Source organism: Halorubrum sp. SD612 (assembly GCF_002135005.1).
Map to the genome: position 1 here is coordinate 1 of NZ_NEWI01000011.1, position 15,155 is coordinate 15,155.

The window sequence follows — 15,155 nt, forward strand, 5'->3', positions numbered from 1 at the left end:
AACCCATGTCCAGTGTTCCGTTCGGGATCGCGCGCCTCGACTCGATCCTCGGGGGCGGCGCGCCCGCCGGGAGCGTCGTGCTGCTCGCGGGCGAGGCGGGCGCCGGCGCCCGGGAGTTCGCGTACACGAGCGCCGCGATGAACGCCTTGGCGCGCACCGACGAGGAGCTGTTCGACCTGTACTACGGCGACATCGACGCCGACGCCGCGCTCCCCGACTCGGTCCACTACATCTCCTTCACCGCCGACACCGACGCGATCACCCGGGAGATGGCGTACACGATGGCCGACGAGATCGTCGACACGGCCGTCGACGAGATCGCCTTCCGCGACCTCTCGCCGGAGTACTTCCAGCTGTCGCCGGTGCCGCGCGACTGGTACGAGACGGAGACGGCGTCGATCACGGAGCTCGGCGACCGCGGCGAGTACGAGGACGTCCTCACCGCGTTCGGCGACTACCTCTCGGAACACGGCCGGGGGAGCCTCGTCTGTATCGACTCCGTCACCGACCTCGTCTCGATGGTCTCCGACGACACCGACTGGAGCGACGTGGCGATGGTGATGAAGGGGCTGAAGAAGGCCGCCTACGAGTGGGACGCCCTGGTCCTCGTGTTGGTGAACACCGACGCGCTCCGCGACCGCGAGTTCGGCACCCTGATGGACGCCGCGGGCGGGACACTCCAGTTCTCGTGGGAGAGCGGCGGCTCGCAGCGCGCCCGAACCATGTTCGTCCGCGAGTTCCGCGGCGTCCTCTCGCGGCTGGAGGCCGAGAACATCGTCCGCTTCGAGACGGAGATCCACGAGGGCGGGTTCGACATCAGCGACGTTCGCAAGATCCGGTAGCGGGCGCAGTCCGACCCGACCCTCCGCCCGTCTCCCGATCGAGTGGCGCCCGACGAGTATCGATCTGGAGAACGCCGCGACAGGTTACTTAAGCCTCGCCGCTCAACGTCACGTAGATGACGGAGGACCCGCGATGAGCGACCTCGACCCGGCGACGGCCGCCCTCGACGCCGCCGCCGAGGACGCCGGCGTGAGCCGCGAGGAGCTCCTCAAGCGCGCGCTCGTCGCGCTCGCGGAGTCCGAGGGGATCGATGTCCCCGACTCCGACGAGGTGGCGGCGATCGAAGCGCGCCTCGACGACCTCGACGAGGAGCTCGACGAGAAGGTCGCGGACCTCCGGGAGCGGTTCGTCGACCTCTACCGCGAGGTGGAGGGGCTCGACTCGGGCGAAGCCGGCGAGGACGCGCAATCGTCGGCCCCCGGGCTCGCCGACGCGGACGAGGCCGAATCGCGGGTCGACGACCTCGCCGACGAACTGGAGGAGGTCGCCGCCCGGCTCGACCGCCTCGACGCGGCCGCCGCCGACGCGCCGTCCTCGGATCGGGTCGACGACCTCGACGACCGGCTGGACGCCGTCGACGACCGACTGGACGCCGTCGACGCCCGGCTCGATGACCTGAATGCCGTCGGCGACCGCCTCGACGCCTTCGACGAGCGGCTCGGTGGGGCGGAAGACTGCTTCGACGCGGTCGAAGAGCGGGTCGACAGCGTCGACGACCGCCTCGACGGCGTCGAGGCGGACCTCGCGGGGATCTCCGCGGACGACCTGACCGAGATCGACGAGAAGCTCTCGCGGGTCGCGAACGCGGTCGTGAAGCTCAAGCGCCGGCTCGACGCGGCCGAGCGCGACCGCGCCGACCGAGAGCGCGTGGACGCCCTGACGCGGACGGCGAACCGCCACGGCGTGCGGACCGCGGACTGCGGCCACTGCGGCGGCGGCGTGGAACTGGGACTGTTGTCGGCGCCCGAGTGCCCCCACTGCGGCCGCCGGTTCGAGGACTTAGAGCCGAACGCCGGCTTCCTCGGGACCTCGAAGCTCCTCGTCGCGGACAAGCCCGCCATCGACGGCGACGTCGCGGACGGCGACGGGACGGACCGAACGGGAACCGCCGCGAGCGACGGCGGACCCGACGGAGAGTACCGATGAGCGACGACGACCGATCGGACGGCGACCGGTCTGACGGCGCCGACGACCGATCGGACGGCGACGCCGCACCGGAAGGCGACCCCTTCGGCGGCGGACTCTTCGACGACGAGCCGACCGACGAGGTCGACGAAGCGTTCGACACGCCCGACAGAGACGAGGCCGACGAGGCCTTCGGCGCGCCTGACGGAGACGAGACCGACGATCCCTTCGCGGCGCTCGGCGGCGGGACCGAGGGAAGTGCGGGCCCCGTGACCGGGTCGGATGGCGACGCGACCGGCGGCGCGCCACGCGAGGATCCGGAGCCGCGCGCGCCGGCGGACGACCCGTTCGCCGATCTGGACACCGACGGCACGGCGGCCGACGAGGACCCGTTCGAGTCGATGGGGACCGGCGAAGTCGGCGAGGAGGACGTCTGGGAGGCGCTCGACGAGGAGGCGTCGGTCGGGACCGACGCGACGGCGTTCGACGACCTCGGCGCCGACGGGGAGGTGGGCGGCGCGGCGACGCGCTCGCCGGGCCCGACATCGGACGCCGGGAGGGCCGGCGACGAGCACGTCGTCGACAAGCGGAGCTACTGCCAGCGGTGCCCGCACTTCACGGCGCCGCCCGAGACGGCGTGTGCGCACGAGGGGACCGAGATCGTCGAGTCGGTCGACTTCTCTCAGTTCCGGGTCCGCAACTGCCCGATGATCGACGCGGACGACCCCGCCTTCGACGGCGAGTAACCGGAACCAGTTCCTTCGGGTCGCCTGCGTACTCCCGACCGATTTCTGAACACGTTCAAGCGCGTTCGCCCGGAAGTGGCGCGTCACGTGATAGGATCCCTCTCGAAGTCGGACCACCCCGTCGATTTCGGGTCCGGGGAGGTCACCGGCGCGATAGGGGATTCGATTACGGTGATCCCGCTCGTCGTCGCGCTGGCGCTGCTGACGGACGTCTCGCTGCCGCACGCGCTCGCCGCGTTCGGCGCGTTCCAGATCGTCTGGGGCGTCCGGTACGGGCTACCGATCTCGGTCGAGCCGATGAAGGCGCTGGCCGCGCTCGCGATCGCGGGCGCGCTCACTTACGCCGAACTCGCGCTCGCGGGGGTCATCCTCGGCGCCGTCCTCCTCGCGATCGGCCTCTCGGGGACGCTCGGGTACGTCGAGCGGTGGATCGGCGAGCCGGTCATCCGCGGCGTCCAGTTCGCGGTCGGTCTCGTCCTCTTGGAGACGGGACTCCGACTCGCGGCCGACGACCCGCTCGTGGCGCTCGTCGGTGTCGCGATCGCCGCCGTGTTCGCGCTCACGGGGCACGGGAAAGCGAGTGCGCTGGCCGTCGCCCTCGTCGGCGTCGCGGCCGCGCTCGTCGTCGCCGGCGTCCCCTCGCCGCGGCTGCCGGGCGCACCGCCGACGCCGGCGTTCGGCGCGGCGCTCACGCGCGCCACCGTTGACGGCGTGGTCGCGCAGCTGGCGATGACGATCGGCAACGCCGCGCTGGCGACCGCGCTCCTCTTCTCCGACCTGCTCGACGCCGACGTCACCCCCGACGAGCTGTCGACGAGCATGGGGGTGACGAACCTGATCGCGGTGCCGCTCGGCGGGGTTCCGATGTGTCACGGCTGCGACGGGGTCGCCGGCAAGCACGCGTTCGGCGCGCGCACCGGCGGCGCGAACCTCGTTCTCGGGGGCGGCTACCTCGTCGCCGCGCTCTTCGCCACGCCCGCGCTGATCGCGGCGTTCCCGCTCGCGATGCTCGGCGCGCTCCTCGCGATCGTCGCCGTCTCCCTCGCGCGCAACGTCACCGACTCGGGGAACCGTGCGCTCTCTGTCGGTATCGGCCTCCTCGCGGTGGCGACGAACCTCGGCGTCGCCTTCCTCGTCGGGATCGCGGTCCACCTCGTCTGGGAGCGAGTCCGAGTGAGCGACTAGGCCGCTGAGCGGACGCGCCAGTTATATATGAAACTGCTGCGGCGCGCGCCTGCGAGCGGCCGCCACCGGCGGCCGCGAGCCAGCGCGTGCGAGAGAGTCGGTCGCCGAGCGAAGCGAGGGCGACCGACGAGGGCGGGGAGGTGTGAGGTGCGGCGCGGTGCTGTGTGGGGTGGGACTCAAAAGGGCAGTCGCGAGGGCGCCGCAGGTGACGCAAGGACCGCAGGGAGTGAGCGAAGCGAACGACTGAGGACCGAAGCGAACGTGCGGCGCCCTCGCGGCTGGAGCTTTGGAGGTACTCACCGCCGACACGACGGTGTTTATTTATAATCGAGCAGCTGGGGTTTTGCGGGTATACGCCGTCGATCACTCGACGACACCGAGACCCCGGGACACGTGCCTCACCCCACGCGGCGTATTCGACCGTACCCCCCGAACCTAAACCGCTCGCCCCCATGCGATACTCGTATATGCAGTTCTGTGACGACTGCGGCTCGATGATGGTCTCTCGCGACGGGGAGATGGTGTGTCAGAACGACGGCTGCGGCGCGACGACCGAACGCGACGAGGCGCTCGCCGCCGAGTTCGAGTCGACCACCGAACAGACCGGCGACGAGGTGATCGAGACGGAGGAGGGCGCGAACTTCGAGGGGAAGCCCACCGCGACCGACGTTGTCTGTGACGAGTGCGGCCACGGCGAGGCGTGGTACACGATCAAACAGACCGGCGCCGCCGACGAGCCGCCGACGCGCTTTTTCAAGTGTAAGGAGTGTGGCCGCCGCTGGCGGGGATACAACTGACCGCGATGCCGCCGGGAGGTCGACGGACTCGGCTCGTCCGCGCGCTCGCCGCCCTTTCGCTCGCCGCGCCCGCGGTCTTCCTCGTCGGCCGCGCCGTCGGCTTCTGGCGCGTCAGGCTCGCGGTCGGGAAGCTGCTCGCGCTGCTGCCCGACGACGGCGCCCCCGATCACGTCCGAGTGCTGCCGCCGCCGGCCGACGAGTACGCCGGAACGCTCCAGACGACCCCCGCTGAGACCCGCGAGCAACTCCCCGAGCAGGGCTTCTCCGAGCTCATCCGGGCTTACTTCCACGCGTACGACCGCGACGGGGAGGCCGTCCACGAGGTCGGCAGCTTCGTCCACCGGCCCGAGGGCCTCACCGGCGACTGGCAGGTCCACGTCCGGCTGTTCCCCGCGCCCGACGGCGCCACCGAGGTGTGGGCGCACTGGGAGCGGAACCCGTACGTGGCCCCGCTGGCGCACCTGCGGATGGAGGGGTACGACCCGGCCCGCGGCCAGCGGATGGCGGCCGAACTGATCGATGACCTGCGGTGCGCGCGCGACGACGGGGCGGCGTGAGCCGGCGCGCACCGGCAGTTCGTGCGTTTCAATAACGCGTCACCAACTAACACACGCCATAGCACTGCGTTCTGGCGATTTATTCGAGTTGGACGGAATTGAGCGCGTAAATTCGGCCGAAACGCGGCCGAATCCCGCTGTAGCGTTTGGACGGTTCATAGGGCACGGGGCGGGAGGTGGGGCCACGATGAACACCGAACGCATCGCACTGATCGCGGTGACGCTGGCGCTCGTCGTCGGCGGCCTCGCGACGCTGTTCGCACCGACCGTCGTCGCCGGCCCGGGCGGCGCTCCCGGGCAGGCGGCGGTCACCACCGCCGTCGCCGACGGCGGACTCGGGTCGCTGTTCGGGCTCGCGCTCTGGGGCGTGACGCTCCTCTTCGGCGCGACCGCGCTCGTCTGGTTCGTGTTCGCGGCGGTCGTGGGTGCGGGCCACGAGACGCCGCCGAACGAGTACGGCCTCGACGAGATCCAAGTCCGCATCATGACCGTCGACGCCGTCGAGGTCGTTCAGGAGACCGTCGACTCCCTGCTGGAGGGGCTCGACGACGTTCATGTGATCGCGGAGTCGCCCGTCGACGTGACCGGCGCGACGGTCCACGCCGTCCCGGAGGCGTTCACGTGCGACGCGGTCCGGAAGGGCCGCGCGCAGGAGTGGGCACGGCAGTCGCTCGACTGCGGGAAGGCGTTCGTCCTCTACCTCGACGAGGACAGCGTTGTCGAGTCGCTCGACGGGCTCCCGGACGCTGACATCGTTCAGCTCCGCGAGAAGCCCCGGCTCACGGGGTCGAACCTCAGCTACTTGGCGGACATGTACCGGATGAGCGTCCAGATCGAACAGCGCGCGTTCGCGCGCCTCTCGATTCCCCTGTTCGCGTGGGGCGGCGGCATCGCGGTCCGCAACGAGGTGGAGGACGAAACCACGTGGGACCGTGAGACGCTCGTCGAGGACACCGCGTTCGTCTGGGCGGCCTTCCGCGAGCTCGACGTGACGTTCGCGCTCTCGGACGCGGTCTGCCGCAACGAGGCGCCGCCCTCGCTGTACGAGATCCTCCAGCAGCGCCGCCGCTGGGCGGCCGGGAACGTCCGGGCGTCGACGATGCTCCCCCTGCGCTACGAGCTGTTGACTAGGGTCCGCAACTACGCGTGGGCGCTCTCGCCGATCGTCACCCTGCTCGTCGTCCCGTTGTCGCTTCTGGGCGTGACCATCGCGCACAGCGGGCTCTTCTTCGCCGCGTCGATGGGGCTGGCGCTCTGTACGCTGGGCTGGTTCCTGCTCGGCGTCCGGTACTACGGCGACGACCACCGCCGCTGGGCGCTCGCGGTGCCGCTGGCGCCGCTCATTACCGTCGTCCACTCGATGGGGACGGTCGCCGGGATCGTCAACCCGCCGGAGACGTTCCGGGTGACGACGAAGGTCGGCAGCGAGTAACCGCTCCGAGCGCGGCTACGACCCGTCGCGAAGCCGCGGCCCGAGGAACGCCGCGACCGCCTCGCCGACCTTTCCGCTCCGCCCGACGAAGAAGTGGTCGGACTCGAACGCGACCGTCTCGACGCCCAGTTCCGTCGCACGTTCGACTACCGGCTCCCAGTCCGCCGTCGAGTCCCGCGCCGCGTACAGGACGCGAACCGGGACGCCCCGGTCGACTATATCTCCGAGCGCCTCGACCGCGTCGGTGTCGGGGTTCAGGCGGGCGGTCGGCGCGAGCGCGCAGACGCCCGTCAGCTCGGGCCGCGACGCGGCCGCGACGAGCGCGACCGTGCCGCCGAACGAGAAGCCGAACAGCCCGACGCGGTCGTAGCGCTCGCGCGCCCAGCCGACCGCCCGGTCCGCGTCGGTGGTCTCGCCGTACCCCTCGTCCCAGTCGCCGTAGTCGAAGCGGAGGCAGTCGACGCCGCGGTCGGTCACGGCGTCGGAGACGGCCACCAGCCGCTCGTCGCCTCGGTGGCCGCGCTGCTGGGGATGCGGCGGGCAAGCGACGACGACCGCATCCGCGGACGGCGCGTCGGCCGAGGCGTCGCTCGCGGCCGTATCAAGGGTCGCGCGCACGTCGCGACCGCCGGGGATCAGGACAGTGTCGCTCATCCGGATCGGGCGGTCGGGTCGACGCCCGTCAGGGAACCTGCGTCACGCGATCGACGCCGTCGAGCTCGACGAGGTCGCCCGCGAGCGCCTCCTGATCGACGGTCGCCTCGTAGTAGAACACGATGTCGAACGTGCCGTCGCGGAGGAGCTGCTGGCACTCCCAGACGAACGCCTCGTCGTCGAGCGTCAGTCCCTGGAACTGGTTCGACGAGAAGTCCGTGTCGTCGTTGCCGGCCTCGATGTACGTCTCGCCTTTGCCCGCGTGATCGGCGATGACCTCGTTGGCGGCGACCGTCAGCTCGTGCATCTCTAGGTCCTCCTCACCCTCGAGATTCGTGTGGACGATACAGCCCACCAGCTCGATGTCGCCGGGCTCTAAGAGGGCCTTCGCGCGGGTGTACAGGTCCGAATCGACGGTCTCGCTCATGTCTCTCCCTTCCGGCTCCCGTAATAAACGGGTGACGGTTCGCGGGGCGGGGTGGCTCCTCGGATCCGACGCGTCTCCGCGGCGCACCGAAGCGAGACGACGACTCCGTTTTAACGGCGAAGCGAGACGACGACGCCGTCCTCGTCGGCGTCGGCCTCGACTAGCCCGTCGTCAGCGAGGTCGTCGACGAGCCCGCGGAGCCACTCGCGACCGTGTTCGCCGTCAGGAGCGTAGTCGACGCGGATTCGGTGCCCAAGCGTATCTAGGCCCATCTCGTCGCGCTCGCCGAGGAGCCGGACGATCCGACCGCGGAACTGCCGCCGGCTCCCCTCGAAGCTGGGCTGTCCGGGCACGTCGGGCGCGGTGAAATCGCCAGTCTGGTACGCGTGGCACCACTCGCGCCACGGGCACCCCGCCTCGTCGCAGCTGGGGCTCTTCCCGCAGGCGACGCCGCCCAGTTCCATGACCGCGTTGTTCCACACCCGCGACTCGCCCGCCGGCATGAGCGCGGACGCGACCCGCTCGAACGCGTCGTCGTCGTCCGAGACGTCGAACGCGCGATACAGCACCCGCTTCACGTTGGTATCGACGACGGCGTCGCCGTTGTTGAACGCGAACGACGCCACCGCGTTGGCGGTGTAGGGCCCGACGCCCATCAGCTCGCTCAGTCCGTCTGGGTCCTCGGGAAACGTCCCGCCGTGGTCGTCCTCGACCTGTCCGGCCGCCTCGTGGAGGTACTTCGCGCGGTTGTTGTACCCCAGCGAGTGGTCGGACCAGAAGGCGACCACGTCGGCTCGGTCGGCGGCGGCTAGGTCGGCGGTCGTCGGCCACTCGTCGAGGAAGTCCTCCCACGCGGGGACGACCCGGTCGAGCTGGGTCTGCTGGCTCATCACCTCGCTGACGAGGATCTCGTAGGGGTCCTCTGTGCGGCGCCACGGGAACGCGCGGTGGTCGGCCTCGTACCAGTCGACGAGCGCGTCGCGGACCGCGTCGCGGTCGGCGGGGAGCTTCGGCGCGTCCTCGGGACCACCCTCGCCGCTAGCGCCTCCGGCCTCGCTGCCGCCGCTCTCGCCCTCGGCGCGGTCGCCCGCACCGTCCGAGTCGGTCATATCCCCGGTCCGGGCGGCGGCGGTTTATCGGTGCTGATCCCCGTCGGTGCGGGCCGGCGCCATCGTCCGCGGGTCGCGGTCGGGGCCGGGGTACTCCCCGCCGACCGCGTCCGGATACAGCTTCGCCGGGTCGAACACCGTCGCGAACGCGCGCGACTCCCGGACGCTCACGGGGAGTCTGTCGCGTAGCCCGGCCGCTGCCCCCGGCCCGGTCAGCGAGGGGTCGAGGCTTATCACCTGCATCGCGCCGCCGCGGTAGGCGGACGCCAGCGCGGGATGATCGCCCGAGGGCTGCGCGACCGGTTCGCGCCACGCCTCGACCGCGTCGCGCCAGTCTGCCGCTAGCTCCGGCTCCGCGAGGGACGCGATCACCGCCTCGGCGTCGTCGAGGAGCGGGTCGCTGGCGACGAGCGTCGTCCACGCGTGCGACCGGAGCGCGTCGAGCGCCTCACGGGCGTCGCCGCCGAGGAGGAGATCAGCCGCGAGCGCGTCCGCACCGGCGACGACGCGGGCTGGGCTGGGATCGAGGGGGTCGGTCACCTCGTTCCCCTTACCGCCGGAGTCGCCGTCGCCCCCGGAATCGCCACCGTTCCCGTCCGCCGTCGAGCGCACGGCGTCGAGCGCTCGTCGCACGTCCGCCTCGTCGAGGTCGCTGCCGAGCGCGGCCGCGCGCTCGAACAGGTCGCCGAAGGTCATGCTCGCCGGTCGTCGCCGCGGGCGTATCGTCTTTGCGGCCGGACGGAGAGGCCGAACGTTATTGGCCGCCGCGTCGAAGCCCGCCGCGTGACCGATCGCTCCTCCGACGATCCGACCGTCGCCGTCCCGCAGGTCCCGGTCGAGGACCTCGCTGTCGACGCGAACGCGGACCGACTTCGAGATCGGGCCGCCGACCTGCCGAGCGGCGTCGACCTCGCCGTGTTTCCCGAGTACGCGCTCACGGGGTTCGTGGCCGACGAACGGCTCCGGGAGGCCGCGCTGTCCCGGGACGTGGCGCGCGCACGGCTCGAATCCGTCGCCGAGACCGCCGGCTCGGCCGTGGTCGCGGGGTACGCCGAACGGGACGGCGACGCCGAACGGGACGGCGACGCCGTATACAACGCGACCGCGTACGTCCCGCCGGGAGGGTCCTCCGAGGACGGCGGCGGAGAGTTCTCCGCCTACCGCAAGCGACACCTGTGGGACGACGAGGCGGAGTGGGTCGAGCCCGGCGGCGACCGCGTGATCGTCGAGACGCCCGCCGGACCGACCGGACTGCTGACCTGCTACGACCTCAACTTCGTCGCGGAGAGCGCGTGGTTCGCTGAGCGCGCGGTCGACGCCCTCGTCGTCGTCGGCGCGTGGCCCGCCGACCACGTCGCGAACTGGCGGCTCCTCGTCCGAGCGCGCGCGCTCGACGGGGTCAGGTGGACCGTCGGCGCGGGGCGCACGGGAACCGCGGGCGGCGCGCGTCCGGCGGAGGCGGCGACCTACGCGGGCAACTCCCTCGTCGTCCGCCCCGACGGCGCGGTCGCCGCCGAGCTCGGCCGGGAACCGGCGACGCTGACCGCGACCCTCGACCGAGACACGCTCTCCGCGCAGCGCGATCTGGTGGGGGCTGTCGACGACATCTGAAACTATTCTTTTCAGTTTCGAAAAAGTAGTTTTCTCAGTAGGAACTATTAAGTAGGTCGCGCGCGTATGTATAGTTGAAATGAGTACCCAGAAGCAGTCACGTCAGCGATACGGCGACGTTCACGAGAGCGAAGCGCTCCGCGTCCCCGAGGAGAAGGCAGAACAGCTCGTCGACGCGCTCAACAGCGACCTCGCGGCGACGTACGTCCTCTACCACCAGGTCAAGAAGCACCACTGGCTCGTCGAGGGCGCCGAGTTCCTCGGCATCCACGAGTACCTCGGCGAGGTCGCGGAGGACCTCGAAGAGGGCGCCGACGTCCTCGCGGAGCGCGCGCAGGCGCTCGGTGGCGTGCCGCTCTCGGGCGGCGCGAACTACGAGGAGCACGCACCGGTGACCCCCGAGGACGCCGACGCCTACGACATCCGGACGTCGCTGGAGCACGACCTCGAGATGTTCGGCGACATCACCGAGCAGCTCCGCGAGCACATCCAGCTCGCCAACAACCTCGGCGACTACAACACCGAAGAGCAGCTCCGTGACATCCTCGAAGACGTCGAGGAACACGGCCACCACCTCGAGCACTACCTCGAAGACGACACGCTCGTCACGAGCGAGACGCTCGAGTAGACCGGCCCCGGCGGACTGCTTCCGGCACGTCCCGACGTTCGATTTTCCGCTTTTTCGCGCTACGTAGCGGCCGCGCAGTCGACCGCGTCACCGATTGTACTCCCGATCGCCTCGCCGATCAGTCGAGGTCCGGGGCCCGCTCGCCCGCGGGGACGACGACCTCCAGCCAGTTCTCTTCCGGCGGCAGCGGACAGGAGAACGTCTCGCTGTACGCGCAGAAGGGGTTGTACGCGAGGTTAAAATCGATCGTGACCGCGTCGCCGTCGGCGAGCTCGCGCTCGGGTGCCAGCTCCATGTACCGACCCTGGTGGTACGTCTGCTGGCCGGTCGTCTTGTCGCGGAAGGGGACGAAGACGGCGCCGTCGTCGCCCTCCTGGCGGTAGCCCGCGAGCGTGTGCTCCGTCCCGTTAATCTCGAGCGCGAAGGTGACGATCCGGAGGTACCGGACCGGGTTGCTCGCGGTCGTCTCCATCTCGACCGGCTCGGGGTCGTCGTGGACGGTGACGGTCGCCTCGACGCGGTAGTCCGGGTTCGGGGGAAAGTAGTCGAGCCCGTCGAACTCGTCCCGGTGTTCCGGGGGGATGGGCGACTGCGGGTGGTCGTCGAAGAACTCGTCCTTCTCCCGGCGGTTCGCGCGGAGCCGCTCGGCGTAGTCCTCGCTCATGCCCGGTCCGACGAGCGCCGGCGGTTTCAGGCTCGCGGTTCCGGCGCCGGTGTCTCTACCGTTGAAGCGGTCGCGACGCCGTCACAGCGCCTGGAGGTCGGCCAGACAGTCGTCGAGGTCGCGGTTCGACGTGGCCAGCGACACGCCGTCGACCCGGGCGAGGTCGGCGGCGTGGTCCCAGAGGTCGCCGTCCTCGATCCCGTGGAGCACGACGGCGTTCGGCGTCGGGCTCACGACCCGCAGCGCGACGAGCGGCGACTCGCCGCGCGTCACCCGGGTGAACACGAGCGCGCGGTTCGTCGACTGGCCGTACAGCCGGTAGAACTCCTCGCTGGAGAGCCGCGTGATCGCCTGGATCGAGTCGATGACGGTGTGGCCGTTCACGTGGTCGTGGTCGCCGCGGACGACCTCCGTCGCGCCCATCGCGTCGTAGAAGTCCGCCAGGGGGACCGCCGTCGAGTACTCGCGGAGGTCGTGGACGATGTCGCTCTCGAACCCGGCCGAGAGCACCCGAGCGTGCTGTCGGAGGCGGCCGCCGCCGCGGCGCTCGTCGATGTCGAGGAGTCCTTCGACGGTCCGCCGGACGACGCCGATCCCGGGGCTCTCGCGCCGGCCGCTCTCGTAGTCGGAGACGACCGACGAGGAGACGCCGAGCTGGTCGGCCAGCTCCGTCTGCGAGACGTCGAAGTCGGTCCGCCACTTCCGGAGCGTCGCGCCCGGGTCGTCGCTCAGCGTTATCTCGCCGGCGATCCGGCGGGAGAGCTCCTCGCGTGCGTCGCTCATGGCCTGAACGGACGACCGAACGCCGCAAAAGGGTACCGTTCGTCGCGCGTCGAAACCGACCGGAGCCCGGCCTGGTCGAGGACGCGGCCGCGGCTCACTCTAAGTACAGCGAGTAGACGATGACCGCGAACCCGATCGCCGTGAGGAGGCCGTCGACGGCGATGCCGACCGCGAGGTCGGCGCCGATAATCTGGTGGGAGACGCCGCCCAACAACGCCCCGACGGTGACGATGCCGAAGCCGACGCCGAGTTCGCGCAGCGACCGGTCGCCGGTCCGGTCGTACGCGCGGAGCGCGTAGTAGGTGATACTGCCACCGAGCACTAGGATGGCGGTCTTTGCGACGATGATCGTCAGGTCGATGTAGGGAGTCATGTTTCCTCTCGTAGCTCCGACCACAGGTCGGCCAGTCGCTCGTCTCGGGTCCGCTCCGGCCGAGAGAACTCCACGTCGAACTCGCGGCTGCCCGCGTCGCCCTCGTCGCCGTCGCCGACCGAGACGGTGACGGCGTCGAACGACACCGAGTACCGCGTCGTGTGCTGTCCGTCCCGCCGGATGTCGGTCGACTCCGACAGCAGGGAGGCGTCGGTGAGCATCTCCAGTTTCCGGTAGGTCGTCGACAGGGGGATGTCGCACTCCTCGGAGAGTTCGCTCGCGGTCTTCGGCTCGGTGAGCGCCGCGACGATCCGACGGGCCGCGTCGTCGGCCAGCGCGTCGAGCACCTCGTCGACCGACGGCGGCTCCGGCTCTCGCGACGGGTCCCGCACCATGCGTGACGGTTCGGCCCCCGGGACTTAAACCATTGAATTTCCGCCGAGGCGGCGGGGCTCGCGGCCGCCACTCCTCCCTCTTTTGTGTGGCGCCGCCGTACGGCGATACCATGGACACGTGGAAGCGTCGAGTCGGCGGGTACATCGCGTTCGTGGCCGTCGTACTCGTCTCCACCACCGTTTCCTACCGGTGGGGGATGCGGGTGTACGAGAACGACCCGCGCACCCTGATCGAGTCGTTCCAATTCGCGATCGAGATGTTCACGACGACCGGGTTCGGTGGCGACGCCTCGTCCTGGCAGACCCAGGAGATGCACGCGTTCATCGCCGTGATGGACCTGGTCGGCATGGTGCTTCTCATCGGGGCGCTGCCGGTCGTCGCCACGCCGCTCCTCGAGTCCGCGTTCTCGACGACCGTCCCCCGGTCGCTGGACGCGGACCTGAGCGGCCACGTCGTGGTCGCCTCCGACACCACGCGCTCCGACGCGCTCCTGGACGAGTTCGACTCGGAGGGGGTCACCTACGTCGTCGTCGAACCCGACCCGGACCGGGCGCTGGCGCTGTACGAGGCGGGTCACATGGTGATCCGCGCCGACCCGGAGACGACGGCGGGGCTCGAGAGCGCCCGCCTCGGCGACGCCCGCGCCCTCGTCACCGACCTCTCGGACCGGGTCGACGCGAGCATTGTCCTCGCCGCGAAGGAACTCTCGACCGGCGTCCGCGCGATAAGCGTCGTCGAGGACCCGAGCCGAGAGCGGTACCACCGGCTCGCCGGCGCCGACGAGGTGCTCTCCCCGCGGTCGCTGCTCGGCGAGAGCCTCGCCTCGAAGGTGACGACGGCGGTGCGGACCGACCTCGACGAGGCGGTCGCGGTCGGCGACCTGCGGATCGCGGAGGTGTCGATCCACCACGGGAGCGGCCTCGCCGGATCGACGCTCGCCGGGAGTCGGATCGGCGAGCGCACCGGCGTCGACGTGATCGGCGCGTGGTTCAACGGCGCGTTCGAGGCGGCGCCGCCGCCGGACGCGACGCTGTCTGCGGGGACAGTTCTGCTCGTCTCCGGGACCGAGGGACAGGTGGAGCGGCTCGTGAACCTGACGAACTCGGCGGCCCGCCGGTTCGGCGCGGGCGAGACGGTCGTCATCGGACACGGGCAGGTCGGGAAGACCGTCGCGAACGCGCTCGAATCGGCCGACCTGCCGGTGACGGTCGTCGACCGCGACGGCGCCGAGGCGATCGACGTGGTCGGGGACGCGACGGAGCCGGACACGCTGCGGGACGCCGGCGTCGCGGACGCGCGGACGGTCGTCCTCGCGCTCCCCGACGACACGACGGCCGAGTTCGCGACGCTCGTGGTGCGCGACCTGGCGCCGAACGTGGAGCTGCTCGCGCGGGTCGAGGACGCCGAGAGCGTGCCGAAGATGCACCGCGCCGGGGCCGACTACGTGCTCTCGCTCTCGACGGTGACCGGGCGGATGTCGGCGTCGGCCGTGCTCGCGGACCGGGACGTGCTCTCGCTGGACACCCACGTCGAGGTCGTCAGGACCGAGGCGTCCGCGCTGGTCGGCCGGACGGTCGGACAGGCCGCCGTCCGCGAGACCACCGGCTGTACCGTCATCGCGATCGAGCGGGGCGACGAGCTCGTCACCGACGTGGGCCCGGAGACGCGGGTCGAGCGGGGCGACGAGCTCGTCGTCGTCGGCACCGACGAGGGAGTCCGCGCGTTCGAGCGCGCGTTCGCGTAGAGCCGGGTCGGTTCGCCCGCTCGGCTCGCGGCGCTGGCTCGGCCCGCGCCGCGGATTCGAGCGGGCTCGCGCCGCTGCTCC

Annotated in this window: 18 protein-coding genes; 10 read left to right on the forward strand and 8 right to left on the reverse strand. The window is 70.9% G+C overall.

Translation table 11 applies throughout. The annotated features are described in order from the left end of the window. Positions 1-5: 5 nt before the first annotated feature. From B9G38_RS02305 to B9G38_RS02335, 7 genes are all read left to right on the forward strand, one after another. Positions 6-842, forward strand: coding sequence for an HTR-like protein (locus B9G38_RS02305; protein WP_086215630.1), 837 nt, complete (start codon positions 6-8; stop codon positions 840-842). A gap of 133 nt (positions 843-975) precedes the next feature. Further along, complete coding sequence (locus B9G38_RS02310) at positions 976-1,989, forward strand: hypothetical protein (protein WP_086219348.1); 1,014 nt, start codon at positions 976-978, stop codon at positions 1,987-1,989. Further along, a complete protein-coding gene (locus tag B9G38_RS02315; protein WP_086219349.1) occupies positions 1,986-2,714 on the forward strand; it encodes a hypothetical protein in 729 nt (242 codons plus the stop codon). The genes B9G38_RS02310 and B9G38_RS02315 overlap by 4 nt, the downstream gene beginning before the upstream one ends. A gap of 87 nt (positions 2,715-2,801) precedes the next feature. Then, positions 2,802-3,899, forward strand: coding sequence for a putative sulfate/molybdate transporter (locus B9G38_RS02320; protein ID WP_394334906.1), 1,098 nt, complete (start codon positions 2,802-2,804; stop codon positions 3,897-3,899). Positions 3,900-4,366: 467 nt separating this feature from the next. Then, positions 4,367-4,696 (forward strand): transcription factor S, encoded by a 330-nt coding sequence (locus B9G38_RS02325; protein ID WP_049930661.1) that lies wholly within the window; start codon positions 4,367-4,369, stop codon positions 4,694-4,696. Positions 4,697-4,701: 5 nt separating this feature from the next. Beyond that, the gene (locus B9G38_RS02330) at positions 4,702-5,253 is read left to right on the forward strand and encodes a hypothetical protein (RefSeq protein WP_086215639.1); all 552 of its coding nucleotides are present in this window, start codon (positions 4,702-4,704) and stop codon (positions 5,251-5,253) included. A 187-nt stretch (positions 5,254-5,440) separates the two neighbouring features. Then, positions 5,441-6,685, forward strand: a complete 1,245-nt coding sequence (locus B9G38_RS02335) for a glycosyltransferase family 2 protein (protein ID WP_086219350.1) — start codon at positions 5,441-5,443, stop codon at positions 6,683-6,685. Between the two features lie 15 nt (positions 6,686-6,700). On the opposite strand, the gene B9G38_RS02340 is transcribed toward B9G38_RS02335, so the two are convergent. From B9G38_RS02340 to B9G38_RS02355, 4 genes are all read right to left on the reverse strand, one after another. Further along, positions 6,701-7,339: a CocE/NonD family hydrolase gene (locus B9G38_RS02340; protein WP_086219351.1), complete on the reverse strand. Its 639-nt coding sequence runs from the start codon at positions 7,337-7,339 to the stop codon at positions 6,701-6,703. Between the two features lie 28 nt (positions 7,340-7,367). Further along, positions 7,368-7,766, reverse strand: coding sequence for a DUF5778 family protein (locus B9G38_RS02345; protein ID WP_086219352.1), 399 nt, complete (start codon positions 7,764-7,766; stop codon positions 7,368-7,370). A gap of 110 nt (positions 7,767-7,876) precedes the next feature. Then, on the reverse strand, positions 7,877-8,875 hold the full coding sequence (locus B9G38_RS02350; RefSeq protein ID WP_086219353.1) for an A/G-specific adenine glycosylase: 999 nt from the start codon (positions 8,873-8,875) through the stop codon (positions 7,877-7,879). Positions 8,876-8,899: 24 nt separating this feature from the next. Continuing rightward, positions 8,900-9,571 (reverse strand): hypothetical protein, encoded by a 672-nt coding sequence (locus B9G38_RS02355; RefSeq protein ID WP_086219354.1) that lies wholly within the window; start codon positions 9,569-9,571, stop codon positions 8,900-8,902. 87 nt (positions 9,572-9,658) lie between these two features. Here B9G38_RS02355 and B9G38_RS02360 point away from each other — a divergent pair, with 87 nt between their 5' ends. Next, positions 9,659-10,486: a carbon-nitrogen hydrolase family protein gene (locus B9G38_RS02360; RefSeq protein ID WP_086219355.1), complete on the forward strand. Its 828-nt coding sequence runs from the start codon at positions 9,659-9,661 to the stop codon at positions 10,484-10,486. A gap of 79 nt (positions 10,487-10,565) precedes the next feature. Continuing rightward, on the forward strand, positions 10,566-11,114 hold the full coding sequence (gene dpsA, locus B9G38_RS02365; protein ID WP_086215623.1) for a DNA starvation/stationary phase protection protein DpsA: 549 nt from the start codon (positions 10,566-10,568) through the stop codon (positions 11,112-11,114). Positions 11,115-11,232: 118 nt separating this feature from the next. Here the strand turns inward: dpsA and B9G38_RS02370 are convergent, their stop codons facing one another. The 4 genes from B9G38_RS02370 to B9G38_RS02385 all read right to left on the reverse strand — a co-directional run bounded on the left by B9G38_RS02370 (position 11,233) and on the right by B9G38_RS02385 (position 13,329). Then, the gene (locus tag B9G38_RS02370) at positions 11,233-11,778 is read right to left on the reverse strand and encodes a DUF1684 domain-containing protein (protein ID WP_086215622.1); all 546 of its coding nucleotides are present in this window, start codon (positions 11,776-11,778) and stop codon (positions 11,233-11,235) included. 81 nt (positions 11,779-11,859) lie between these two features. After that, positions 11,860-12,561 carry a helix-turn-helix domain-containing protein gene (locus B9G38_RS02375; protein WP_049931690.1) on the reverse strand — a complete coding sequence of 234 codons (702 nt, stop codon included), beginning with the start codon at positions 12,559-12,561 and terminating at the stop codon, positions 11,860-11,862. Positions 12,562-12,655: 94 nt separating this feature from the next. Continuing rightward, on the reverse strand, positions 12,656-12,934 hold the full coding sequence (locus B9G38_RS02380) for a hypothetical protein (RefSeq protein ID WP_049931688.1): 279 nt from the start codon (positions 12,932-12,934) through the stop codon (positions 12,656-12,658). After that, a complete protein-coding gene (locus B9G38_RS02385) occupies positions 12,931-13,329 on the reverse strand; it encodes a helix-turn-helix domain-containing protein (protein WP_049931686.1) in 399 nt (132 codons plus the stop codon). Before B9G38_RS02385 ends, B9G38_RS02380 begins: the two co-directional genes overlap by 4 nt. Positions 13,330-13,439: 110 nt before the next feature. Here B9G38_RS02385 and B9G38_RS02390 point away from each other — a divergent pair, with 110 nt between their 5' ends. Continuing rightward, positions 13,440-15,074 (forward strand): TrkA family potassium uptake protein, encoded by a 1,635-nt coding sequence (locus tag B9G38_RS02390; RefSeq protein WP_086219356.1) that lies wholly within the window; start codon positions 13,440-13,442, stop codon positions 15,072-15,074. Positions 15,075-15,155 lie beyond the last annotated feature (81 nt).